The 23,572-nt window shown below is 73.5% G+C and carries 22 protein-coding genes; 14 read left to right on the top strand and 8 right to left on the bottom strand.

Annotated elements, in window-relative coordinates; translation table 11 throughout:
* Positions 1-810: a triacylglycerol lipase gene (locus BJK06_RS11930; protein ID WP_258027629.1), complete on the bottom strand. Its 810-nt coding sequence runs from the start codon at positions 808-810 to the stop codon at positions 1-3.
* Entirely contained in the window at positions 807-1,580 is a 774-nt protein-coding gene (locus BJK06_RS11925; RefSeq protein ID WP_156794847.1) for an alpha/beta fold hydrolase, read from the bottom strand. The genes BJK06_RS11930 and BJK06_RS11925 overlap by 4 nt, the downstream gene beginning before the upstream one ends.
* 89 nt (positions 1,581-1,669) lie before the next feature.
* On the opposite strand from BJK06_RS11925, the gene BJK06_RS11920 reads away from it, so the two are divergent.
* The 3 genes from BJK06_RS11920 to BJK06_RS11910 all read left to right on the top strand — a co-directional run bounded on the left by BJK06_RS11920 (position 1,670) and on the right by BJK06_RS11910 (position 4,191).
* On the top strand, positions 1,670-2,230 hold the full coding sequence (locus tag BJK06_RS11920) for a hypothetical protein (protein WP_070418077.1): 561 nt from the start codon (positions 1,670-1,672) through the stop codon (positions 2,228-2,230).
* Positions 2,231-2,246: 16 nt separating this feature from the next.
* Positions 2,247-2,795, top strand: coding sequence for a dihydrofolate reductase family protein (locus BJK06_RS11915; protein ID WP_070418076.1), 549 nt, complete (start codon positions 2,247-2,249; stop codon positions 2,793-2,795).
* Between the two features lie 61 nt (positions 2,796-2,856).
* Positions 2,857-4,191 (top strand): NAD(P)/FAD-dependent oxidoreductase, encoded by a 1,335-nt coding sequence (locus BJK06_RS11910; RefSeq protein WP_229086779.1) that lies wholly within the window; start codon positions 2,857-2,859, stop codon positions 4,189-4,191.
* Between the two features lie 196 nt (positions 4,192-4,387).
* Here the strand turns inward: BJK06_RS11910 and BJK06_RS11905 are convergent, their stop codons facing one another.
* Positions 4,388-5,293 (bottom strand): SDR family oxidoreductase, encoded by a 906-nt coding sequence (locus tag BJK06_RS11905; RefSeq protein ID WP_070418074.1) that lies wholly within the window; start codon positions 5,291-5,293, stop codon positions 4,388-4,390.
* 95 nt (positions 5,294-5,388) lie between these two features.
* On the opposite strand from BJK06_RS11905, the gene BJK06_RS11900 reads away from it, so the two are divergent.
* Both BJK06_RS11900 and BJK06_RS11895 read left to right on the top strand, forming a co-directional pair.
* Positions 5,389-5,961: a TetR/AcrR family transcriptional regulator gene (locus BJK06_RS11900; RefSeq protein ID WP_070418073.1), complete on the top strand. Its 573-nt coding sequence runs from the start codon at positions 5,389-5,391 to the stop codon at positions 5,959-5,961.
* A 92-nt stretch (positions 5,962-6,053) separates the two neighbouring features.
* Entirely contained in the window at positions 6,054-7,265 is a 1,212-nt protein-coding gene (locus BJK06_RS11895; protein ID WP_070418072.1) for an acyltransferase, read from the top strand.
* A gap of 156 nt (positions 7,266-7,421) precedes the next feature.
* On the opposite strand, the gene BJK06_RS11890 is transcribed toward BJK06_RS11895, so the two are convergent.
* Entirely contained in the window at positions 7,422-8,174 is a 753-nt protein-coding gene (locus BJK06_RS11890) for a DUF4184 family protein (protein ID WP_070418071.1), read from the bottom strand.
* Between the two features lie 108 nt (positions 8,175-8,282).
* Between BJK06_RS11890 and BJK06_RS11885 the strand changes: the two genes are divergently transcribed.
* Positions 8,283-9,449 (top strand): NAD(P)/FAD-dependent oxidoreductase, encoded by a 1,167-nt coding sequence (locus BJK06_RS11885; protein WP_070418070.1) that lies wholly within the window; start codon positions 8,283-8,285, stop codon positions 9,447-9,449.
* 28 nt (positions 9,450-9,477) lie between these two features.
* Here BJK06_RS11885 and BJK06_RS11880 read toward each other — a convergent pair whose 3' ends face one another.
* From BJK06_RS11880 to BJK06_RS11865, 4 genes are all read right to left on the bottom strand, one after another.
* On the bottom strand, positions 9,478-10,347 hold the full coding sequence (locus tag BJK06_RS11880) for a UbiA family prenyltransferase (RefSeq protein WP_070418069.1): 870 nt from the start codon (positions 10,345-10,347) through the stop codon (positions 9,478-9,480).
* Positions 10,348-10,387: 40 nt separating this feature from the next.
* The gene (locus BJK06_RS11875) at positions 10,388-11,248 is read right to left on the bottom strand and encodes an N-acetyltransferase (RefSeq protein WP_258027628.1); all 861 of its coding nucleotides are present in this window, start codon (positions 11,246-11,248) and stop codon (positions 10,388-10,390) included.
* A gap of 19 nt (positions 11,249-11,267) precedes the next feature.
* The gene (locus tag BJK06_RS11870) at positions 11,268-12,833 is read right to left on the bottom strand and encodes a long-chain fatty acid--CoA ligase (protein ID WP_070418068.1); all 1,566 of its coding nucleotides are present in this window, start codon (positions 12,831-12,833) and stop codon (positions 11,268-11,270) included.
* A gap of 87 nt (positions 12,834-12,920) precedes the next feature.
* Positions 12,921-13,826 carry a DMT family transporter gene (locus BJK06_RS11865; protein WP_083295217.1) on the bottom strand — a complete coding sequence of 302 codons (906 nt, stop codon included), beginning with the start codon at positions 13,824-13,826 and terminating at the stop codon, positions 12,921-12,923.
* A 70-nt stretch (positions 13,827-13,896) separates the two neighbouring features.
* Here BJK06_RS11865 and BJK06_RS11860 point away from each other — a divergent pair, with 70 nt between their 5' ends.
* The 8 genes from BJK06_RS11860 to BJK06_RS11825 all read left to right on the top strand — a co-directional run bounded on the left by BJK06_RS11860 (position 13,897) and on the right by BJK06_RS11825 (position 23,531).
* Positions 13,897-14,745, top strand: a complete 849-nt coding sequence (locus BJK06_RS11860) for a LysR family transcriptional regulator (protein ID WP_070418066.1) — start codon at positions 13,897-13,899, stop codon at positions 14,743-14,745.
* Positions 14,746-14,779: 34 nt separating this feature from the next.
* The gene (locus BJK06_RS11855; protein ID WP_070418065.1) at positions 14,780-15,607 is read left to right on the top strand and encodes a fructosamine kinase family protein; all 828 of its coding nucleotides are present in this window, start codon (positions 14,780-14,782) and stop codon (positions 15,605-15,607) included.
* 98 nt (positions 15,608-15,705) lie between these two features.
* Positions 15,706-17,868, top strand: a complete 2,163-nt coding sequence (locus BJK06_RS11850; RefSeq protein WP_258027627.1) for a glycosyltransferase family 39 protein — start codon at positions 15,706-15,708, stop codon at positions 17,866-17,868.
* A 35-nt stretch (positions 17,869-17,903) separates the two neighbouring features.
* Entirely contained in the window at positions 17,904-18,626 is a 723-nt protein-coding gene (locus tag BJK06_RS11845; RefSeq protein ID WP_083295444.1) for a response regulator transcription factor, read from the top strand.
* Positions 18,623-20,155: a cell wall metabolism sensor histidine kinase WalK gene (locus tag BJK06_RS11840; protein WP_083295216.1), complete on the top strand. Its 1,533-nt coding sequence runs from the start codon at positions 18,623-18,625 to the stop codon at positions 20,153-20,155. Before BJK06_RS11845 ends, BJK06_RS11840 begins: the two co-directional genes overlap by 4 nt.
* 45 nt (positions 20,156-20,200) lie before the next feature.
* Positions 20,201-21,649, top strand: a complete 1,449-nt coding sequence (locus tag BJK06_RS11835; protein WP_156794845.1) for a glycosyltransferase family 39 protein — start codon at positions 20,201-20,203, stop codon at positions 21,647-21,649.
* A 123-nt stretch (positions 21,650-21,772) separates the two neighbouring features.
* Entirely contained in the window at positions 21,773-22,042 is a 270-nt protein-coding gene (locus tag BJK06_RS11830; RefSeq protein WP_156794844.1) for a hypothetical protein, read from the top strand.
* A 205-nt stretch (positions 22,043-22,247) separates the two neighbouring features.
* Positions 22,248-23,531: a bifunctional glycosyltransferase family 2/GtrA family protein gene (locus BJK06_RS11825; protein ID WP_070418062.1), complete on the top strand. Its 1,284-nt coding sequence runs from the start codon at positions 22,248-22,250 to the stop codon at positions 23,529-23,531.
* Positions 23,532-23,572: the final 41 nt, after the last annotated feature.

The following is a 23,572-nucleotide window of genomic DNA, read 5'->3' as shown; positions in this document are numbered from 1 at the left end:
TCAGGCCGGGGTCGGGCCGGGCCGGGGCTCGGCCGGGGGCGGGCCGGAGCTCGGCCGGGGTTCGGCCGTGCCCGGGTGGTCCGGGTCCGCCGCCGCCAGCACCGCCGCACGCGTCCGCGGGTCGCCGAGGATGCGGAAGTGCCCGCCGACCGGGACCCGCACGTTCGTCGCCCCGGCGAGCGCACTGCCCTCGGGGATGAGCGTGTCGAAGACGCCGTACACGCTGGTGATCCGGGCGTTCGCGTCGAGCTCCCGTGCGAGGCCGGCGAGCACCGGGTCGCTCGACCGGAACGCCCGCAGGTGCCGGACGGGTGCGAGCCGCGCGTACCCGGAGCCCGCGAACGGCGTCGACACCGCCACCATGCGGTCGATCCGCGCGTGGTCGTCGAGGCGCGTCATCGCGTACTTCCCGATCAGCCCGCCCTTGCTGTGCGCGACGAGCAGGACGTCGCGGAGGTCGTGTTCGTCGAGGTAGGCGAGCACCTCCGCCGCGGACTCCGGCACCGGACGCAGGTTGTGCCGCAGCACCGGCAGCACGTGCACGGGGTGTCCGCGGTCGTGCAGGGCGTCCATGAGCGGACGCATGAAGTGCCAGGTCTCGTAGACGCCGGGCACGACGACGACGGGCTGGCCGTCGCCGCTCCGGTAGTCGTCGGCGGTCGTCGGCCCGAGGCTCCGCACCTGCCAGCGGATCGCGTACCACCAGTCGAGGACGGCCCACCGGGTGCGGCGGAGCAGGGAGACGTGGACGGGAGGCGCGGTGCGGTCCGTGCGCGTCCCGTCCGTCCCCGACGTGGTCGCGTCGGTCACCGCAGCCCCTCCAGGGTCTGCACGCGGCGGAACTCCCCCACGAGCCGCGCGAACGCCACCGGCTGGCGCTCCTGCACGTGGTGCGGCCCCGGCAGCTCGACGAACGCCCCGCGGGGGGCGGTGGCGGCGACCCGGGCGGACCAGTCGTGGCGCGCGATCGGGTCCTCGGTGCCACGGACGACGAGCACCGGCTGCGCGAGCTCGGCGACGGTGTCCTCGAGGCGGTAGCGGAGCATCGGTCGGAGTTCGGGCACGTACTGCCGCACGCTCCGCAGGTAGTCGGTCACGAGGACGGCGTTCATCCGGGCGCCCTCGACGAAGCCGTCCCGCCCGAGGTCGAGCGCCTGCGTGAGCAGCCGACGACGACCGGCGGCGATGACCGGGCCGACGAGCACGACCGAGGCGACGGCGTCCGGGTGCCGGCGGGCCGCCTCGGCGACGACCTGCGTCCCCATCGACTGCCCCACGAGCACGAGGTCCCCGGCCCCGCGGGACCGCACGGCGCGGACGACGAGGTCCCCGAGCTCCGTCATGGTGAGGCTCCGACCGGCCGCCGGGAGCCCGCCGAAGCCCGGCAGGTCGACGCTCACGGTCCGGTGCGTCGCGGCGAGCGCCCGCTGCGACCGTGCGAACGACCGGTGCGACATCCCGATGCCGTGCACGAGCACGACGGTCGGGGCGAGGGCGTCGTGCACCCTGCCGGCGGGCGCGAGGGTGTGCAGGCGCACGGGGAGCCCGTCGATCCGGACGGTCTCGACTCTCGCGCGCACGATGCGAGGCTACGCGGACGGCGCCGTGCACAGTGACGCTCCAGCGTCGTCATCGCCCGCACATAGGCGACCGGTCTGTACTCGTCCTCATGACCGAGCGCACCCCCGTGAACCCCGAGTCCCGCGAGTCCCGCGACGACGTGGACCCCGCAGCCCACCAGCCCACCACGCCGTACCCCGCCAGCCCGGCCGGCTGGGGCGCCGCACCGACGCCCACATCGACCGCGACGCTCGACGCCCCGGCGCCGGCGCCGGCGCCCGAGCCCCCGTACGCGACACCGGCCCCTCCGGCGGGCTCGTGGAACCCGGGCGCCCCGAACGGCGCGACGCCCTGGTACGGCTCCGCGGCGACGCCCCGGCGCGGGCGCGGCCCGCGACCGCCGTGGTTCTGGCAGGTGCTGGCCGTCGGGGTCGGCCTCGCGGCACTGCTGGTCGGTGGCGGCATCGGCTTCGCCATCGGACACGCGATCGGCGGCGGCACGAGCCAGTCCACGACGCAGGTGCCGGGCACGAACGGCGGCACGAACCAGTTCCCCGGCGGCGGCACCGGCCAGTTCCCGGGCAACGGCACGCAGGGCGGGACCGGGACCGGCACCGGCACCGGCACCGGCACCGGATCGGACACGAGCGGTTCCTCCGCGAACAGCTGAGGGCTACGCTCCGACCATGCGCAAGGTCACCGCTGGACTCTTCACGTCGGTCGACGGCGTCGTGCAGGACCCGTACACCTTCCAGTACGACTCATTCGACGACGAGCTCGGTGCGGGCATGGGCGCGTTCATGGCCCGCACCGACACGGTCCTCCTGGGCAGGAACAGCTACCTGGAGTGGTCCGAGTGGTGGCCCGCCCACCCCGACGATCCCTTCGGCCAGTGGATCAACCCGATCGAGAAGCACGTGGCGTCCACCACGCTCGGCGACGACCTGGCGTGGGAGAACAGCACCCGGATCACGGGCGACGTCCCCGAGTTCGTCCGCGGGCTGCAGCAGCGGGACGGCGCCGACATCGCGGTGTGCGGCAGCGTCACCCTCGTCCGCAGCCTGTTGTTCGCAGGAGTCCTCGACGAACTGCAGCTGATGGTGCACCCGGCGATCGCCGGCTCGGGCCGCAGGCTCTTCGAGCCGACCGACCCACCCACGCGCCTGCGCTTGGTCGACAGCACCGTGACGAGCAAGGGCAACGTCGTGAGCACCTACGCGCGGCTCGACGCCTGACGGAGGTGCGCAGCGCCTCCCGGCCGTCGAACGACTGTCCGAACCGCGCGTACCCTCGGTGGTGACCATCTCACCATCCGAGGAAGCCGGAGTCAGCATGCCCCAGGACACCCGCCCGCACGTCGTCATCGTCGGCGGTGGATTCGCCGGTGTCGCGGCCATGCGCGAGCTCGCCGACGCACCGGTGCGGGTCACCCTGGTCGACCGCCACGTCTACAACATGTTCCAGCCGCTCATGTACCAGGTGGCGACGGGTGGGCTGAACGCCGGCGACGTGACGTACTTCCTCCGGAGCCTCCGCGCGAAGCAGAGCAACGCCGAGTTCCGGCACGGGCTGCTCACCGGCATCGACCCGGTCGAGCGGGTCGCCGAGATGTCCGACGGCGAGCACCTGCACTACGACTGGCTGATCCTCGCGAACGGCGTGAACACGAGCTACTTCGGCACGCCCGGCGCGTACGAGTACGCCTACTCGATGTACTCCCGCTCGCAGGCGCTCCGCATCCGCGACGAGCTGTTCACCCGCCTCGAGGAAGCCGCAGCCAACCAGGGCCCCGACGAGATCAAGATCGTCATCGTGGGCGGTGGCGCGACCGGCGTGGAGATGGCCGGTGCGCTCGCCGAACTCCGCGACCAGGCCCTCGTCGGCGCGTACCCCGAGATCGAGCGCGGCAACATCTCGATCACCCTCGTGCACCGCAGCGGCGAGCTCCTCAAGCCGTTCGCCCCGCGGCTGCGTCGCTACGCGGCCAAGGTCCTCCGCAAGCGCGGTGTCGTCCTGCGCCTCAACACCGGCGTCTCCGAGGTCAAGCCCGACGGTGTGATGACGGCCGAGGGCGAGTTCATCCCGGCGTCGCAGGTCATCTGGGCGACCGGTGTGGCCGCGCACAAGGAGGTCTCCGGCTGGGGCATGCCGCAGACCCACGGCGGACGCATCCAGGTGAACGACGACCTCAGCGTGAAGGGCGTCGAGCGGATCTTCTCCGCCGGTGACATCGCCGCGCAGGACGACGCCCTCGCGCAGCTCGCCCAGCCGGCGCTGCAGGGTGGTCGTCACTCGGCGCGGCAGATCGTGCGGCTCATGGCGGGCAAGCCGACCGAGCACTTCAAGTACTTCGACAAGGGCACGATGGCGACGATCGGCACGAACGCCGCGGTGGCCCAGCTCCGTGGCGGCATCACGATGGTCGGACCCGTGGCCTGGGCGGCGTGGGTGGCCGTGCACATCGCGTCGCTGCTCGGCAACGGCAACCGGCTGTCGACGCTGTCGCACTTCTTCGTGCGGTACCTCTGGTTCATGCGGAAGCGGGCGATCCCGATCGTCGGCGACGTCCGGCCCGTGCGGCCGAACGGCGACCGCGAGCCCGAGCCCTGGCAGATGCAGAAGGCGGAGTAGGCGCGCCCGCGGCGCGCCGCGCGCCCCGCGGGCGCGCCCCCGCGCCCCGCGCGCGCACTTGGTGAGCAGAAATGGTCGGGTCCGGAGACGGGACCCGACCATTTCTGCTCACCAAGGGCGCGGTGGTCCGGACCGGGGACGGCCTGGAGGCGCGGGGCGGGGCCGCCACGCGCCTCCAGGCCGGTGGTGGGTCGCGCTACGCCACCCGCACGTCGGAGTAGGCGCCGGCGGCGATGTCCTCGAGCAGCCCCGGCCCGGTGGGCTCCCAGCCGAGGAGCTCGCGCGTGGCCTCGGACGTCGCCGACATTTCCATGCCGAAGAACTGGCCGATGAACCCGAAGTGCGACAGCGCGTCCTGGGGATCGATCGAGGTCACCGGCAGCCCGAGTGCGTCGCCGATGGCCTCGGCGATCGCCCGGGTCGGGATCGCGGTCTCGGCGACGGCGTGCAGCTTCGTGCCCGCGGGTGCGTGCTCGAGGCCGAGCCGGACGAGCCGAGCGGCATCGGTGACGTGCACGGCGGCCCAGCTGTTCGTGCCCTCGCCGATGTAGCCGGAGACGCCGGTGCGCTGTGCGGCGCCGACGATCGCGGCGATGAACCCGTGGTCGCCGGTGCCGTGCGTGGTCGGGCTGAAGCGGGCCGCGATGGTGCGCACGCCCTGGTCGACGAAGTCGAACCCGCGGTTCTCGCTGCCGCCGCGCATGCTGTCCGGGCCGACGAACGGGTTGGGGTCCGCCTCGGTCGAGGGGCGCCCCTGTGCGAGTCCGGCGACGCCCGAGGCGACGACGAACGGCCGGTCGGTGCCGACGAGCGCCTCGCCGATGGTCTCGACCGCGGCGCGTTCGCTGGCATTCGTGGCGGCCGGGTTCGCCCAGTCGTGCTTGTTCGCGAGGTGCAGGACCCCCTCGGACGCGGCGGCCCCGCGGCGGATGGCGTCGAGGTCGTCGAGGTCACCGCGGACGACGGCGACGTCCTTCGCCTCGAGCGCGGCGGCCGACGAGTCGGAGCGGGCGAGGCCGGTGACGGTGTGTCCGGCGGCGAGGAGCTCGTCGACGGTGTGGGAGCCGATCCATCCGGAGGCCCCGGTGACGAACACGTGCATGTGCTTTCCCTTCGCAGGTGTCCACGGCGGTGATGTCATGAACTGACGTCACCGTAGCACTCGATGTCAGTCGCTGTCATCAGTAGACTGCGGACATGGCGCGATGGCAACCCGGGACCCGTGAGCGACTGCAGGCCACTGCCCTGCAGCTCTTCGCGGAGCAGGGGTACGACGAGACGACGGTCGCCGAGATCGCCGCCGCGGCCGAGGTCACCGAGCGCACCTTCTTCCGACACTTCGCCGACAAGCGTGAAGTGCTGTTCGCCGGGCAGGACGACTTCCTCGGCATGTTCACCACCCCGATCGAGGCCGCACCGGCCGGCACCCCGCCCTTCGACCTCGTCCGGCTCGCGCTCGACGCCAGCGGCGCGTTCTTCCCCGACGAGCGCCGCCCGTGGTCGCGCGCACGCCAGGGCATCATCGACGGCAACCCCGCACTCGGCGAACGGGAGCTCGGGAAGCTCGCGACCCTGAAGGTCCGACTGGGTGAGGTCCTGCGCGACCGCGGCGTCCCGGAGCCCGCCGCGACCATCGCCGCCGAGACCGCCGTCACCGTGTTCCACCTGTCGTTCGCGCAGTGGATCGCCGACGACGAGGACCGCCCGTTCGCCACGATCGCCCACGAACGGCTCGACGCCCTGACGACCCTGGTGCACCCCGGTCGTTGAGACGGCTCTTACCTTCCGCGAGCATCATGTAACGATCCGGTCACGGCCCGACGGCCCGTGGCCCCATCGACAGCATCGCGCAGGAGGCGTCCGTGGCCATCACCACGACCTCGCCGGAGCGGACCCGCACGACATCCGCTCCGGCCGACACCGACGGCAGGCACGCACGACCGACGCCCCCGCCGCCGCTCACGAACCGTGCTCCGGCGCTCGACGGGCTCCGGACGGTCGCGATCCTCATCGTGATCCTCTACCACCTGCACGTGCCGCAGTTCGAGGGCGGGTTCATCGGCGTGACGGTGTTCTTCGTGCTCTCCGGGTTCCTCATCTCGACGCTGCTCCTCGGCGAGCACCGCCGCACCGGGCGCATCCGGCTCGGCTCGTTCTGGACGAAGCGACTCCTCCGCCTCTACCCGGCACTGCTCGCGCTCGTCATCGTCGGCCTCGCGCTGTGGAACTGGGTCGGCGACTACAAGGGCGCCTCGTTCTCCCCCGGCGAGGCGGCGTTCATCGCGCTGAGCTACACCGGCAACCTCTTCCGCTCGTACTGGGACACCACGCAGGGCGTCTTCGCGCACACGTGGAGCCTGTCGATGGAGGAGCAGTTCTACCTCGTCTGGCCGCCCGTCCTCGTGCTCCTGTTCGCACTGCGGTCGCGTCGGCGCTGGCTGATGACCGGGCTCGGCGTCGTGATCGTCGGTGCCGCAGCGGCGTCGTGGCTGAGCTACCGGACGCCGAACAGCGGCGCGACCCCGGACGTGTACTTCTCCCCCGTGCTCGGCGTCGTGCCGCTGGCGACCGGGTGCCTGCTCGCACTGCTCCTCGACGACGAGCGCTTCCGGAGGTGGGCGTCCGGGATCGCCGGACACGTCGGCACCTGGCTCGGCATCGGGCTGCTCGCCGCGGTGCAGTTCTGGATCGACGATGACTGGACGCAGCACGCCTGGTCGTTCGGCGTCGTGCTCCCGGTGACCGGGCTGATCTCGGCGATGCTCATCGGTGGGCTGGTGTCGGTGCGGTCCCCGCTGTCGGCCGCGCTCGCGTGGACGCCGGTGTCGTGGTTCGGTCGTCGCGTGTCGTACTCGGCGTACCTCTGGCACCCCGTGGTCATCGCGCTGCTCGGCACGTTCGCGATCGGGGCGTGGGGCACGGTGTGGCTCGTGGGGGCGGCCCTGCTGGTCGCGGTCGGGGCGGCCTACGCGGTCGAGGTGCCGGTCGAGCGGCTGCGGAAGCGCTTCCGTGAGGCCCGGCGGCTGGTCGCCGCGGACCGGTCCGCGCGCGAGACGGCGGACGCGACCGCTTGACGGACGGGAGGCGCGGGTCGGCCCCGCACCGCGCCTCCCGACCCGCGGTCTGCCGGACGCGACACGACCGACGGCGCGTGCACCGCGCCTCCCGACCCGCGGCCTGCCGGACGCGACACGACCGACGGCGGCTGCACCGCGCCTCCGGGGTCCGCGTCAGCGGGTGCGACGGCTGCGTCCGACCAGCAGTCCGACGGCGCCGACCACGAGCACCAGCGCGACGACCACCGGCAACCGGAAGGCGAGCTCGGTGACGATCCCGGCGACGCCACCGCCGCCGAGGAGCACCCGACCGGCGATCCCGAGCACGGCGAGGACGACGATCGCGCCCGCGGCCACCACGACCGCGGCCTCCGGCCGAGCGACCGGTGGCATCCGACGCGGCGTGTTCCGTCGCCACCACACCACGGCCGCGACGACGAGCCCGAGCAACCCGAGCACGCTCGAACCGTCCTGCACGCCGGCCCAGACCGGGTAGGCCGCCGGGCCCTCGCGGAGGAACGGGATCGCCTGCACTGCCCACCCGGCCTGGTGCGAGAACGCGTCCCACACGACGTGCGTCACGCTCCCGACGAGACAGGCGACGACGACCGCGACCGCCCGGCGGGCCGGCCGGTCCCCGGCACGCGGAGGGGACGACCAGCTCGCCGGCAGCCGCTCGCGGACGCCCGGCACGGCCGCCGCCCACGCCGGCCGCACCAGGTACCACCAGGCCAGGAGGACGACCAGCGCGACCACCAGGTCGATCGTCACGACGCCCACCCACGAGTGCGCCACGACGTAGGGCGGCAGGAACGGCGCGAACAGGACGGCGTCCGGCGCCATGGCTCCGACGGCGACCGCCGCGACGGGCAGCGGGGTGCGGCGGGCGGCCAGGGCGACGACCGCGTGGCTGACGGTGAAGGGCACGACCCCAGCATCGCGGACGGCCCCGGTGGAGCGCTTCGGTCGAGCGGATGACCCCGGGGCGCCGATCGGCTGGGTGGGCGCTGCGCCGACCGTCCGTAGGCTCGGGCCGTGACCACGGAGCGCGTCGACGTCCTCGTCGTCGGCGGTGGGCCCGTCGGCCTCTTCGCCGCGGCGCTCCTCGCGGCCCGCGGGCTCGAGGTCGTGGTGTGGGAACGGCGCGAGGGTGCGCCGACGGGCTCTCGCGCGATCGGGATCCACCCGCCGTCCCTCGACGCGTTCGCGGCGATCGGGCTGGACGGGCCGGTCCTCGCGGAGGCCGTCCGGGTCCGCCGAGGGGTCGCGCGCAGCCGTGGCCGGGAGCTCGGCGCCCTGACGTTCGACCACGCGTCGGCCACGCACCCGTACGTCGCGACGCTCGACCAGCACCGGACCGAGACCCTGCTGCGGGAACGGCTCGCCGCGGCAGCGCCGGACGCGCTCCGGACCGGCACGGTGCTCTCGGCGCTCGAGCGGCACCCGGACCACGTCGACGCGGTCGGGACCGGCCCCGACGGCGCGGTGACCGTGCGGGCCCGGTTCGTCATCGGAGCGGACGGCTCGCGGAGCACCGTGCGGGACCTGCTCGGCATCGCCACCACCGGTCGTGACTACCCGGACCGCTACGCGATGGGGGACTTCGCCGACGTCGAGGACCCCGCTGCCCGGACGGACGCGCTCGTCGACGTCGGACCGGCCGGCGTGGTCGAGTCCTTCCCGTTGCCCGGCGACCGTCGTCGGTACGTCGTGCTCCTGGCGTCCTCGGACGATCCGTCGCCGAGTGCGGCGGACCTCGCGGCGATCGTGGCGGCACGCACCGGTGCCCGGCCGGACCCGACGTCCTGCAGCATGCGCAGCGGGTTCGGTGTCCGACGCCGGGAGGCCGAGCGGGTCGGCGTCGGCCGTGTCGTCCTCGCCGGGGACGCGGCGCACGAGATCAGCCCGATCGGCGGGCAGGGCATGAACCTCGGGTGGCTCGACGCGGCCGAGCTCGCGCCGCTCCTCGCGGAGGCGGTCGCCTCGTGCAGCGCCGGCCCGTGGCCGGAGTACGCGCGGCGGCAGCAGGCGGTCGCGCGGCGGGCGGCGCGGCAGGCGGAGGTGAACATGGCGCTCGGACGTCCGTTCGGCCGTCCGCTCGGCAGGGTGGGGGCGGCCGGACGGGAGGCGCTGCTCCGGACGGTCCTGTCCCTCCCGACCGCGGATGCGCTGGCCGGTGTGTACGCGATGCGGTGGGCGTGACGGGTCGCGGGGGCGCGCGGGCGGCGGGTCAGGCGACCAGGCGGGCGCCGGCGAGGCCGAGCTCGACGACGAGCACGAGCGACGACGCGATGACGAGCCGGAACAGCACCCGCGATGCCCGCCCGGCCAGCACGAGCCGCACCCCGACCCCGGCGAGCGCGACGACCACCACGGTCCCGAGCACCGCGAGCACCACCCCCGCGCCCCGGACCGGATCGTCCCCGAGCACCTGACCACCGAGCACGAGCAGCGCCGCCACGACGAGCGACCCGAACGCCGTGACGCCCGCGCCCCGGAGCCCGAGTCGGTGCGGGAACCCCCGGACCCCGGTGGCCGCGTCGTCGACCAGGTCCGGCAACACGTTCGTGCAGTGGATCGCGACGCCGAACACCGCCCCCGTCGCGATCGCCCACCACGCCGGCCAGTCGCCGTCCGGCCCGGCCGAGACCGCCACGACCGGGAGCAGCCCGAATGCGACCACGAACGGCACGACGGACCAGACCGTGCGCTTGAGCCCCGCGTCGTACGCCCACCCCGCGGCCACGAGCACGAGGTGCGCGACGGCGGCGACCGGCCCGAGCAACACCGACAGGACGACGGACGCCAGGGCGGTGCCGAACGCCGCGCCACGGACGGTGCCGACGGCGATCGACCCCTGCGCCACGGGCTTGTCCGACCTGCCGACGGCCCGGTCGCGATCGGCGTCGATCCAGTCGTTCGCGAGCCCGATCGAGAGCTGCCCGGCGACGACGGTCAGGGCGACGAGGACGACCGTCCACCACGCGTGCCCGACCGCCACGGCGATGACCGTCGCGAGCACGGTCACGGTGACGGTGGGCCCCGGGTGCGACGACGCGAACAGCAACCGTGCGGTCGAGGGTCGGCGTGGCCGGGTCACAGGTGCCAGCGTACGTGCGGCACCCGCCGAGTCACTCGCCTCAGGCCTGCCGGACGCAGTCGAGCCGTTCCGGGAGCCTCGTGAAGCCGGCCGCCCGGTAGGTCGCGACGGCGCTGCCGAGGTCGCTCGGGGTGCAGACCCACGCGATCGACGCTCCCGCCTCGCGGAGCATCGCCGCACCGGCGACGCAGATCGCGGTCCCGTGTCCCGCACCGCGGTGGGCGGCGTGGACGCCGAGCGGCTCGATGAGTCCGGGACGGCCGCGGCCCGCCGGCCAGACCGTGATCCCGGCGACCGGCTCCCCGGCGTCGTCCCTGCCGAGCAGACAGCGAGCCTCCGCGAACGGTGCACCGGCGGACATCGCCCTCCAGCGCTCGTCGGTGAACGACCCGTTGTCCCAGGCCGAGCGGTGGACCGCCGTGAAGTCGGACGTGTCCGCACCGTGCACGATCTCGACGTGCAGCGACGACCCGCGTGCTCCGACCGGCGCGGCCAGGTCGAGGGACAGCGGCGTCCAGGACTCGCCGTCGCCCCATCCCGCAGCGTGCAGCGCTCCGCGCAGGGCGGTGCCGTCCGGTACCTCGATCGACGCAGGGCCGCTCGGGAGCACGCCGGTGCCGGGGTCGGAGGCGTCGGCCGCCAGGGCGCGCGCGAGGTCCGGGTCCGTCCAGCGCTCGGGCGCCACCGTCATGCGGAGCGTGGTCGGTCCGTCGAGGAAGCCGAAGGCGACGATCTGCCCGTCGACCTCCCAGAGGCGCACCGCACGCGCGACCGCGTCGGCCCCGTGGCGCCACGCCCACCCGAGGTCGCCGGGGTGGAGCTGCACGAGTGCGTCGTCGCGCTGCCACGACCGCAGCGCCGCCAGGCCCCGAGCGAGGTCGGCCGGCGATGGTGACCGCACGACGGTGTCCACGTCCACGTCACCCGGCCGCCGGGACCTCCGCGCCGAACCGGTCGACGAGCTCGCGCTTGAGCACCTTGCCGCTCGGGCCGAGGGGCAGCGCGTCGAGGACGTGCACCGCCCGGGGGTACTTGTAGGCGGCGATCTCGGCGGCGACGAAGTCGATCAGCTCCTGCGGCGTCGCCGTCGCCTCGGCACGGAGCACCACGGCCGCCTCGATCTCCTGCCCGTGCAGCTCGTGCGGCACGCCGAACACCGCGGCCATCGTGACGTCGGGGTGGGTCGCGAGGACCTCCTCCACCTGCCGCGGGTACACGTTGTAGCCGTTGCGGATGATCATGTCCTTCGTCCGGTCGACGATCGTCAGGTAGCCGTCGTCGTCCTTCGTCCCGAGGTCGCCCGTCCGGAACCACCCGTCGACGATCGCGGCGGCGGTGTCCTCGGGACGGTCGAGGTACCCGTTCATGAGGTTGTGCCCGCGGATGACGAGCTCGCCGATCTCGCCGTGGGGCAGCATCACGATCGCGTCGTGCTGCTCCGGGTCGGCGATCTCGACGTCGACGCCCCACACCGGGGTGCCGATCGTGCCGGGGCGTGGCGGCCGACCGACGTGGTTGAAGGTCGCGACCGGCGAGGTCTCGGTGAGGCCGTAGCCCTCGTGGATCGGCGCGTCGTAGACGTCCTGGAACCGCTCGAGGACCGCCAGGGGCAGCGAGGCGCCGCCGGAGATCGCGTACCGCAGAGTCGGACGGGCATCGGAGCGGGTCGCCGCGTCGAGCAGCGCCATGTACATCGTCGGGACGCCCATGAAGATGCCGCACCCGTGCTCGACCATCGCGGCGAGCGCTGTGTCGCCGTCGAACTTCGGCAGCATGACGATCGTCGCGCCGACCCGGAAGCCGGTGTTCATCGTGCAGGTCTGCCCGAAGGTGTGGAAGAGCGGCAGGGCGCCGAGCAGGACGTCCCCGCGGTGCATGTCGAACGTCGTCATCAGGTTCGTGTTGACCTGTTCGAGCAGCGAGAAGTGCGACCCCTCCGCACCCTTGGGCTTGCCGGTGGTGCCGCTCGTGTAGAGGATCGTCGCGGTGTCGAACGGGTGCCGGGGGACGTAGGTGTCGAGCGGTTCCGCCTGCTGCGCGAGCGCTTCGAGTCGGTCCGGGGAGTCGGCCGGGGCGAGCACCGTCACCACGTCGACCTCGGCGAGCTCGGCACCGGCCGCGCCCTCGCCGAGCAGCGGTGCGGCGCAGACGAGCAGCGCGGCGCCGCTGTCGCGCAGGACGTACTCGATCTCGCGTCGTTTGAGCAGCGCGTGCACGGGGACCGCCACGGCTCCGAGCGCGAGGGTCGCGTAGTAGACCCGCGGGAAGTCCTCGACGTTCGGGACGAGCATCGCCACACGGTCGCCCGGTCCCACGCCGCGGGCCCGCAGCGCACCGGCGTACGCGAGCGTCTGGCTCCAGAGCTCGGCGTAGGTGGTGTGCCGGTCGCCGACGATGACGGCGACGTCGTCCGGGTACCGCGCTGCGGACTCGGCGAGGATCGCTGCGACCGAGGCGGTGGCGCTGGTGTGGTGGGTGGCGGTCATGACCGGTCTCCGTCTCCGTCGACGACTCCGTGGACGACTTCTCGGCCTGATCCTACGGCCGCGGTCGCTCTCGGATCCGGCCCCCGTTCAGGCGGGAGCCCGCACGCCCAGACGCCGCCGGCCCACCACGCCCGACGCCAGCGCGATGCCGAGCAGCACCACGAGTCCCCCGACCGGCTCGTTCCACCGGACGTGCTCGCCGAGGACCAGCACGCCGAGCACCACCCCGACGACGGGCGTCAGGTAGGTGACCGTCGAGGCGCGACCCGCTCCCCACGCCTGCACCAGCCGCGTGTTCCAGGCGTAGGCCAGCCCCGTGCCCACGCAACCGAGCGCGACCATCGCCCCCACGATCCTCCAGTCCAGCCGTACCGGACCCGTGGCGATGACGGGCGCGACCAGCAGGAGCAGTCCGGAGGCCAGCGTCAGCTGCACCGTCGCGAGCGTGACCGGGTCGTACGCGCTGCCGACCGCCACCCGCCGCAGGTACGCCAGGCCGATGCCGTAGCACGCGGTCATCCCGAGCAGCGCGACCTGCCCCGGCACGCTCGCCAGGACCCCCGGGTCCCCGATGACGTTCCACGGACCGACCAGCACCAGGACGCCGACGATCCCGAGCACGATGCCCGCGACCTGCCGTCCGCGGAGCCGCTCGGACGGCACGAGCACCGCGAGGGCCGCCAACGTCATGATCGGCGTCGTCGCGTTGTAGATGCTCGCGAGACCGGACGGCACGGTCTGCTCCGCCCACGCCATGAGCGACGACGGCACCGCGTTGAGGAACACCGACACCACGAGCAGGTGTCCCCAGACCCGTGGCTCCCGCGGCCAGCGCCGGCGGGTCGCGAGCAGGACCGCGACGAGCGTGAGCGCGCCGAGGACCGTGCGCACCGTGGCGACCTGCTGCGGTGCGAGCCCGTCGAGCCCGATCTTCGCGAACAGGAAGCTCGAGCCCCAGGTCAGTGCCACGAGGAGGTAGAGGACCGCGTTCATGTCGCCTAGTGTCGACATCGTCGGCGCATGCGGCAAACGCATGTCGCTCATGAACGGATGAGGAAGACGCATGACCGTCTCGGTACCCCAGCTGCGCGCGTTCGTCGCCACCGTCGACGCCGGCTCCTTCACGGGCGCGGCGTCCGTGCTCGGCGTCGGGCAGTCCGCCGTGTCGCACGCCCTCGCAGGACTCGAGCGCGAGGTGGGCGGTCCGGTGGTCCGGCGCGGGGCGGCCGCCGTCACGACGCCCCTCGGCGACCGTCTGCTGGCCCACGCCCGCAGCGTGCTCGCCTCCGTCGAGGCCCTGGAGGCAGTGGTCCGGCCCGCCACGGCGCGCGGCACCGTGCGCCTCGCCGCCGTCCCCACCGTCTGCCAGGGCCTGCTGCCGCGGCTCCGCGAGCTGTGGGCGGTCACGCTGCCGGACGTCGACGTGCAGGTCTACGAGGGAGACGACGACGAGATGCCCGAGTGGCTCGAGGCCGGCACGGTCGACGCCGCCGTGCTCGTCGACCCGACGCCGGTGCCACCGGGCGGTGTGGTCGTCGCGCAGGACGAGATGGCCGCGGTGGTCCGCCGCGACCACCCGCTCGCCGACCTCCCCGCGCTGACGCTCGACGACCTGCACGAGGACGGCCTCGTCGCGGGCGGTGGCGGGTGCGAGCACCAGATCCAGCGGCTGCACGAACTCGACGGGCAGCCGTTCCGGTACGCCCACCGGGTGCGGGAGATGAGCACCATGTTCGGGATGATCGAGCGGGGCGAGGGCGTGTCCATCGTGCCGACGCTCGGGCGGGTGATGCTGCCGCCGGACCTCGTCATGGTGCCGATGGCCCGGCGGCTCTCACGGACGCTCGTGCTGAGCGGACCGACGTCCCGCGAGTGGCACCCGCTGGCGAGGGCGCTCGTCGACGCGGTCTGACCCGGTACGGAGGCGACAGCGGCAGGATGGGGCGATGGCCGAGACGCACGTGAAGACCTTCGCCTCCCCCGACGAGGCCGCCGCCGAGGCAGCCGGTCTGGACTGGCTCGCCGAGGCCGAACCCGACGGCGGCACCCGGATCGCCCGCGTGCTCGGTCGACCCCGCCCGACGGTCCTCGACCTCGAGCTGATCCCGGACGGTTCGCCGTCGACACGGCAGGCCGAGCGGTTCGGGCGGTCCCTGGCGCACACCCACGCCGCGGGCGCCGAGCACTGGGGCGCGCCGCCCTCCGGCTGGCCGACGGGCACGCCCCTGCGGATGGGACGCTCCCGCACGCCGTTCGTCGACGCCGCGCACGCGCCCGCGACCTGGGGCGAGTTCTTCGCGGAGTACCGGATCCGCGACTTCGTCCGCCGCATCGTCGACGCCGGCGGGTTCGACCACGCCCAGGCAGCCGTGTTCGACCGGGTCGCCGACCGGGTCCAGGACGGGACGCTCGGGTCACCGCAGCCGGAGCTCGTCGGGGACCGGCCGGCGAGGCTGCACGGCGACCTCTGGGCGGGCAACGTGCTCTGGCCGACGGACGCGGACCCGGTCGACGGGACGACGCCCACGGGAGCGGTGCTCATCGACCCCATCGCGCACGGCGGGCACGCCGAGACGGACCTGGCGCTCCTCGGGCTCTTCGGACTCCCCCGGCTCGAGGCCGTGCTCGCCGCCTACGACGCCGAGTCCCCGCTCGCCGCCGGGTGGCAGGAGCGGGTCGAGCTGCACCAGCTCGCGCCGCTGCTCCTGCACGTGTTCCTGTTCGGCGGCTCGTACACGGGGGCGGCGCTGCGCGCGGCGCAGCGGTACGCGTGAACTGCGCGCCGCGCGTCTTAGGGCGCGCATAGCCGACGCAGGGTGACAGTCGGGGAACGCCCGGAATCCTCACTGCCATGACCACGTACCCGATACCCGTGACCGATCGACGCGAGACCGCGCGCACCGACGCGCGGGATCGGCGCCGCAAGCCCGTCGCCCGCCTGTTCCTCGGCGAGCGCGAGGACGCCCGCTGGCTCCGGCCCGCGTTCTGGGCGCTCCTCGCCGTGACCGCCGTGGTGTACCTCTGGGACCTCAGCGTCTCCGGGTACGCGAACAGCTTCTACGCCGCCGCCGTGCAGGCCGGCACGAAGTCGTGGGAGGCGTTCTTCTTCGGCTCCCTCGACTCGTCGAACTTCATCACGGTGGACAAGCCCCCGGCCTCGCTGTGGGTGATGGTGCTGTCCGCCCGGCTGTTCGGCTTCTCGAGCTTCAGCCTCCTGCTCCCCCAGGCCCTCATGGCCGTCGGGTCCGTCGCGCTCGTGTGGGGCACGGTCCGCCGCACGCTCGCCCGGCTCGGGGCCACCACGGCGAACGTCGGCGCGCTGCTCGCGGGCTTCGTCGTCGCGGCGACCCCGGCCGCCGCGCTGATGTTCCGGTTCGACAACCCGGACGCGCTGCTCGTCCTCCTCATGACCGCCGGCGCGTACTGCACCGTGCGGGCGCTCCCGAGGGGCAGCTGGAAGTGGATCGCCCTCGCCGGGGTCGCCCTCGGGTTCGCCTTCCTGACGAAGATGCTGCAGGGGCTGCTCGTCCTGCCGGCGTTCGGCCTCGTGTACCTGTTCGCCGCTCGCACCACCTGGGGCCGGCGCGTCGCCGGCCTGCTCATCGCCGCCGGGTCCCTCGTCGTCGCCGCCGGCTGGTGGGTGGTCGCCGTGTGGCTGTGGCCCGCCGAGTCCCGCCCCTACATCGGCGGCTCGACGAACAACACCGTGCTCGACCTCGTGTTCGGCTACAACGGCCTCGGTCGGATCTTCGGCGGCTCGGGCAACGGCGGCGGAGGCGGCGGCATGACCGGCGGCACCGCGGGCGGTTCGTTCGGCGGCTCGACGGGTCTGAACCGGCTGTTCTCGTCCGAGATGGGCCTCGAGATCTCGTGGCTCCTGCCCGCCGCACTCATCGCGCTGATCGTCGGCCTGGTCGTCGTCGGCCGCCGTCACCTGGCCGACCCGGCCCGCGCCGGACTCGTGCTCTGGGGTGGCTGGCTGCTCGTCACCGGACTCGTCTTCTCGTACATGTCCGGCACGATCCACCCGTACTACACGGTCGCGCTGGCCCCGGCGATCGCCGGACTCGTCGGCACCGGCGGCGCGCTGCTCTGGCACGCCCGCGAGCGCTTCACCGGCCGCATCGGCCTCGCCGCCATGATCGGCGTCACGGCCTTCTGGGGCTGGTGCCTGCTCAACGAGAACCCGACGTGGCTGCCCTGGCTCCGCTGGGTGATGCTGGCCGGCGGCCTGCTGTCGGCAGCGCTCGTCGTGATGGGCAGTGTGCCGTCGCTCCGCAGGCTCGTCACGATCGGCGTCCTCGCCGGCACCCTGTTCGGGCTCAGCGGCACCACGGCCTACGCCCTCGCCACGACGACCGTCGCGCACTCCGGTTCGATCCCGAGCGTCGGTCCGGCGGGCAGCAGCTCCGGCGGCATGGGCGGCGGTGGCACGGGTGGCATGCCAGGAGGCGCGGGTGGACCCGGCGGGTCGACCTCCGGTTCCGAGAGCGGCGGCTCCACCTCCGACGACGGCTCCCAGCAGGGTCCAGGCGGGACCCCGCCGGAGGGCATGACCGGCGAGGCGCCGGAGGGTGCCGACGGGACGGCGCCCGGTGGCGCCTCCGGGACCACCGAGGGCTCGAGCGGGACGACCGACGGCACCACCGAGGGCTCGACCGACGGCGCCCCGAGCGGCATGGGCGGTGGCGGGTCGACGACCTCGTCGGCGTTGCAGAAGCTCCTCGAGGCGTCCGACGCGAAGTGGGCCGCGGCCGTCAACGGCTCGCAGTCGGCCGCACAGCTCGAACTCGACACCGACACCGCCGTGATGGCGATCGGCGGGTGGTCGAGCGACCCGGCGCCGACGCTCGCCCAGTTCAAGGCGTACGTCGCCGACGGGGACATCGGGTACTACGTCTCCTCCGGCTCCGGTGGCGGCGGGATGGGCGGCGGTTCGTCCACGGCGTCGGCCATCCAGGAGTGGGTCGCCGCGAACTACGAGTCCACGACCGTCGGCGGCCAGACCGTCTACGACCTGAGCAGCACGAAGTGATCGACGACGAGGGCGCGGTGGATAGGCTCGCGGGCGTGACCGGGCAACCGCTGCAGCGCACCGACGGCTCGCCCGTCCGCGCCCTCGTCGTCGACGACGAGCACGCCCTCGCGGACGCCGTCGCCCTCGCGTTCGCGGGTGACGGCTGGGAGGTGCGGGCCGTGCACCGCGGGCGTGACGTGCTGTTCGCCGCCCGGGACTTCCGACCCGACGTGGTCGTCCTCGACGTGATGCTCCCGGACATCGACGGGTTCGAGGTGCTCGAACGACTCCGGGACGCCCGGGACGACGTGCGGGTGCTGTTCCTCACGGCGCGGGACGCCCCCGAGGACCGGCTCGCCGGACTCACGGGCGGCGGCGACGACTACCTGACCAAGCCCTTCGGCATCGACGAGCTGCTCGTCCGGGCGCGGATCCTGGCCCGGACGTCGCCCCGGGTCGCGGCCGTCGGGAGTCCGGCCGGGACGAGTGTCGGCGACCTCCGGCTCGACGAGGACGCCAGGACGGTCACGCGCGCCGGTGAACCGATCGACCTCACCCCGACCGAGTACGAGCTGCTGCGGCACCTCGCGCGGAACGCCAACCGCGTGCTCTCCCGGGAGCAACTCCTGGCGAACGTCTGGGGGATGGACTTCGGCACGTCGTCCAACCTCGTGGACATGTACGTGTCGTACCTGCGCAAGAAGCTCGACGCCGGACGCGAGCCGATGCTGCAGACCGTCCGCGGAGCTGGGTACGTGCTCCGGCCGACGACGTGAGCCGACCGCGGACGGCGAGCCGCGCCTCCCGGGCCCGGAACGGCACCGACCGTCGGCGGCGCGTGCCGTCGCTGCGGTGGCGGATCGTGGCGGCCGTGGCGCTCCTGCTCGTCGCGACCAACGTCGTCTTCGGAGCGGTGACGGTCGTCGCGTTCCGCGGGTACCTGGTCGACCGGCTCGACGCGGAACTCGCGACCGCTGCCGAGCGGACCGTCGGCGGACCGGACGGCGAACGGCCACCGCCCCCGTCGACCGGCTCCGGCTCGGACCCGGACAACGCGTTCATCGGCGCTCCCGGACAGTCCGCCGGCACCGTCGTCGCGATCCTGCGGGACGGCGCGACCGTCCTCGGCGGGTACACGGACAGCAGCGGCCGGCAGCACGGGCTGTCGTCGGCGCAGGAGGCGACCCTGTCGCGCATCGCCAGCGACGGCGACCCCGTGACGGTCGACCTGGGGAAGCTCGGCACCTACCGGGCGCAGGCCGTCGGCGACGACGGCGACGTCTTCGTGACCGCGCTGCCGCTCGGCGACCTCGACGCCGCCATCGCCCGCCTCCTGCTCGTCATCGGTGTCGTGACGGTCATCGGTCTGCTCGTCGCGGCCTGGGCGCTGACCCTGCTCGTCCGGCGATCGCTCCGCCCGCTCGAACGGGTGGCGGCCGTGGCGTCCGACGTCACCGAGCTCGACCTGGAGCGCGGGGACACGGACATCCCGGTGCGGGTCTCGGCCGGGGACCTCGCGGCGAACCGCGAGGTCGAGCAGGTCGGCACCGCGCTCAACCGCCTCCTCGGACACGTCGCCCGGGCGCTCACGGTCCGACGCGAGGCCGAGACGGGCATGCGGACGTTCGTCGCCGACGCGTCGCACGAGCTGCGGACCCCGATCGCGACCGTGCGGGCGTACGCCGAGCTCTCGGCGTCGTCGGACGACGCCGACGCGGTCCGCCGCAACGTCGACCGGATCGGGCGCGAGGCGGTGCGGATGGGCGACCTCGTGGAGGAACTGCTCCTGCTCGCTCGGCTCGACGCCGTCGCCCTGGCGTCCGGCCCGGCACCGGCGCGCGAGCCGGTCGACCTGACGTCGATCGTCGTCGAGGCGACGATGGACGCTCGCGCGACCGCACCCGGGCACCGGTGGACGCTGCAGGTGCTGGACGACCACCCGCTCGTGGTGTCCGCGGACGCGACGCAACTGCGGCGGGTCGTGACGAACCTGCTGGCGAACGCGCGGACGCACACGCCGGAGGGCACGTCCGTGGTGGTCTCCCTGCAGCGGACCGGCGACGTCGTGCGTCTCGTGGTCGCGAACGACGGACCGGTCATCCCCGCCGAGGTGCTCCCGACGCTGTTCGACCGGTTCACCCGGGGCGAGGCGTCCCGGTCCCGCGAGCACGGCACGAGCGGCCTCGGGCTGGCGATCGTCCGGGCCGTCGTGTCCGCGCACGACGGGCTCGTCCGAGTCGCCTCGGAGGCGGGACGGACGGCGTTCACGGTCGATCTGCCGGGTCGGACACCGGACGCCGGCTGACCGGGCTGGTTCGCTCGGGAGCGGCCGAGCAACTAGGTTCGGACGGTGCCCTCACGACTGTCCGCACTCGCCGGTGACCTCCGCATCCGGGCAGGAGTGGCGGCCGTGGTCCTGCTCTGGGCCCTCTACCAGTGCTTCTGGAACATCGGCGGGCCCAACATCACCGGCGACGAGGACATCTACCTCCGCGCCGGGTGGCAGTACGTGCACGGCGACTTCTCGTTCAACCGCGAGCACCCCCCGACCGCGAAGTACCTGTTCGGTCTCGCGCAGCTCGTCGCCGGGCAGGGTCCGATCGGTCCACGGGTGCTCGTCGCCCTGCTGACCTTCGGCGTCGGCGTCGCGCTGGACTGGTGGCTGCGGCGCGAGATCGGCTACTGGGGCGCCCTGCTCGCCGCCGCCCTCTGGTGGCTGACGCCGCGCGGTGGTGCCGGTCCGCGTGTCGACCGTCTGGCACTGCTCGACCCGGTGATGACCGCGTTCGCCGTGCTCGCGGTGGCCACGGCGTGGGTGTGGATGCGCGGCGACCGGTGGTGGCTCGCGCCGGTGTCCGGTGCACTGATGGCCCTGTCGGTGACGTCGAAGGTCTCCACCGTGGTGCTGCTGCCGGTGTTCCTGCTGCTGCCCGTGCTGTTCCGGGCATGGCGTCGACTGCTCGTCGGCGGCGCGATGTGGGCGGCCGCGTTCGGGCTGGTGTTCGTCGTGTCGTACGTGCCGATGGGCATCCGGTCCGCGATCCGGTACATGATCGAGTTCCAGGAGGGGCAGAACACCACCGGCCACCCGATCACCATCGGCGGCACCGTCTACCGGTTCGCCCCGTGGTGGGCGAACCTGCACTTCATGGAGGCCGGCACGGGGGTGCTGCTGATCGTCGTCCTCGCCGTCGGGGTCGTCGCAGCGCTGGCGATCCGGGCCGACCGGCTCGTCGCGTACGTCGGCATCGCCCTGGCGTTGCTCGTGGGCTTCTACGTGGTCGTCGCGAAGATCGCGCTGCCCACGTACTACTCGGCGTGGATGCCGTTCCTGCTGGTCCTGGCCGCGATCGGGCTGGCGCGACTGCCGCGTGTGCCGGTGCGGCGGGCGGTCCCGGTCGCGACGGCGCTGTCGCTCGTGCTGGTCGTCTCGCTCGTCGTGCCGTCCGTCCGGCTCAGCCAGGACATCGCACGCCAGCACCCGACGGGCATCGCGCTGCTCGGGGACTACCTCGAGGAACAGCACGTGCCGGACGGCAAGATCCTGTTCGTGTCGGCGACCCCGGGGCTCTTCGTGCCGTACGTCGCCGAGCGCGGCACCACCCGGGCCGACCAGGGGCCGTACGTCGCGATCGTGGTCGGGAACGACCGACGCTTCCCGCCGTCCGGGGCCGTGACGCAGCTGTTCGACTCCGAGCGGTCGCGGTTCTCGGTCGCTGAGGTCGGCGGACTCCAGGTGTGGCTGCCGAAGGACGGGCGGGTCGTCCTGCAGTCGGGAGCGCTCACCGTCCAGGGCTGACCCGCAGCTCGGCCGCCGGTGGGCGCGCGGCTGGCGCGGAAGCCGTCGGTGCCGTCGGTGCCGTCGGTGCCGTCGGTGCCGTCGGTGCCGTGGCACACTGGACGGGAACGGACGGGGGTCCGCATGCCGAACGACTTCGCACGACTGCCGGAGCGGCCGCGCGCCGACGACCTCGTGGTCGAGGTGCCCGCGTTCGAGGACGACCGGCCCCAGCCCGAGCCCGCGCCGCCGGCCGCGGCCCCGGAGCTCGTCGCGGCGACCGAGTTCGCCCGGACGTCGCACGCGCCGGCCACGATCCGGCGGACGCAGGTGCGCGCCGGGGTCTGGATCGCGGGCGTCCCCATCGCGGTGCTCGTGGTCATCGCGGCCGTGCAGGTGCTGTTCGCGCGCTGACCCGGTGCGCGCTGTTCGCTCCGTGCTGCCCGGCCACGGTGCGCGCTGTCCGCTCCGTGCTGTCCGGCCACGGGTGCGCGCTCTGACGACGACTGCTCGTGGTCCACCGTGCGCAGTCGTCGTCGGACTGCGCACGGTGGCCGCACGCGCGTTCTTAGACGCGGCACAGCGGGCTGCTGCGGTCCCCGTATGCCCGGTCCCGAGCATGTGCGGTATGACGGAGACGAACCACACCCTCGACATCGACATCGTCGTCCCCTGCTACAACGAGCAGGACACGCTCGCCGCCCACGTCCGCCGCTTGCACACCTTCTGCCGGAAGTCGCTCCGGAACACCTGGCGCATCACGATCGCGGACAACGCCTCGACCGACGACACCGCACGCATCGCCGACGACCTCGCCGCGATGCTGCCGGACGTGCACGCGGTGCACCTGCCGGAGAAAGGCCGGGGCCGTGCGCTCAAGGCCGTCTGGGCAGCGTCGCCGGCCACCGTGCTGGTCTACGTCGACGAGGACCTCTCCACCGACCTCGCCGCGCTCGAACCCCTCGTCGCCCCGCTGCTGTCCGGGCACTCGGACGTGGCGATCGGCACCCGGTTGGCGGGCTCGTCACGCGTGGTGCGCGGCGGGAAGCGCGAGTTCATCTCCCGCTCGTACAACCTGCTGCTCCGCACCACGATGGGGGTGTCCTTCTCGGACGCGCAGTGCGGCTTCAAGGCGATCACCCGGCAGGCCGCGGAACACGTCCTGCCCCTGTGCGAGGACGACGCGTGGTTCTTCGACACCGAGTTGCTCGTGCTGGCCGAGCACGCCGGACTGCGGATCCACGAGGTCCCGGTCGACTGGGTGGACGACGTGAACTCGTCGGTGCACATCGCCTCGACCGCGACCGAGGACCTCAAGGGGATGTGGCGGGTCTCCCGCGGGCTCGCGACCGGACGGGTGCCGATCGGTGCGGTGTACGACGCCATCGGCCGCCGTCCGTTCACGCCGCCGCACGTCGGGATCGTCGGGCAGGTGCTGCGATTCGGGGCGATCGGGGTGCTGTCGACGATCGCGTTCGCCGTGCTCTACGCCCTGTTCCGCCCGGCGATCGGCGCCCAGACGGCGGACTTCCTGGCGCTCCTGGTCACCGCGATCGGCAACACGGCACTCAACCGACGCTTCACGTTCGGGGTGCGGGGACGTGCCGGCGCAGGGCGGCACCACGTGCAGGGGCTGGTGGTGTTCGGGATCGCGTGGGCGATCACGTCCGGGTCGCTGGTGATCCTGCACTCGGCGGCACCGGGATCGTCGCACGGTGCGGAGATCGTGGTGCTCACGGCCGCGAACCTCGTGGCGACGCTGGTCCGCTTCGTCCTGTTCAAGGCGTGGGTGTTCCGGTCCCGGCGTCGTCCGGAGCTCATCCGCCCGGGCACGACCCCGGCGGCGGACGCGAGCACGGCGGCGACCGAGCCGATCGCGGTCGACGAGCGCCACGCCGCCTGACGCCGCTGGCCGGGCCGCGGCCGCGTGTTCGCACAACCGAA

The organism is Curtobacterium sp. BH-2-1-1 (assembly GCF_001806325.1).
Taxonomy (GTDB): Bacteria; Actinomycetota; Actinomycetes; order Actinomycetales; family Microbacteriaceae; genus Curtobacterium.
The sequence above is the reverse complement of the archived record's forward strand: the minus strand, read 5'-3'. Positions and strand labels throughout refer to the sequence as shown.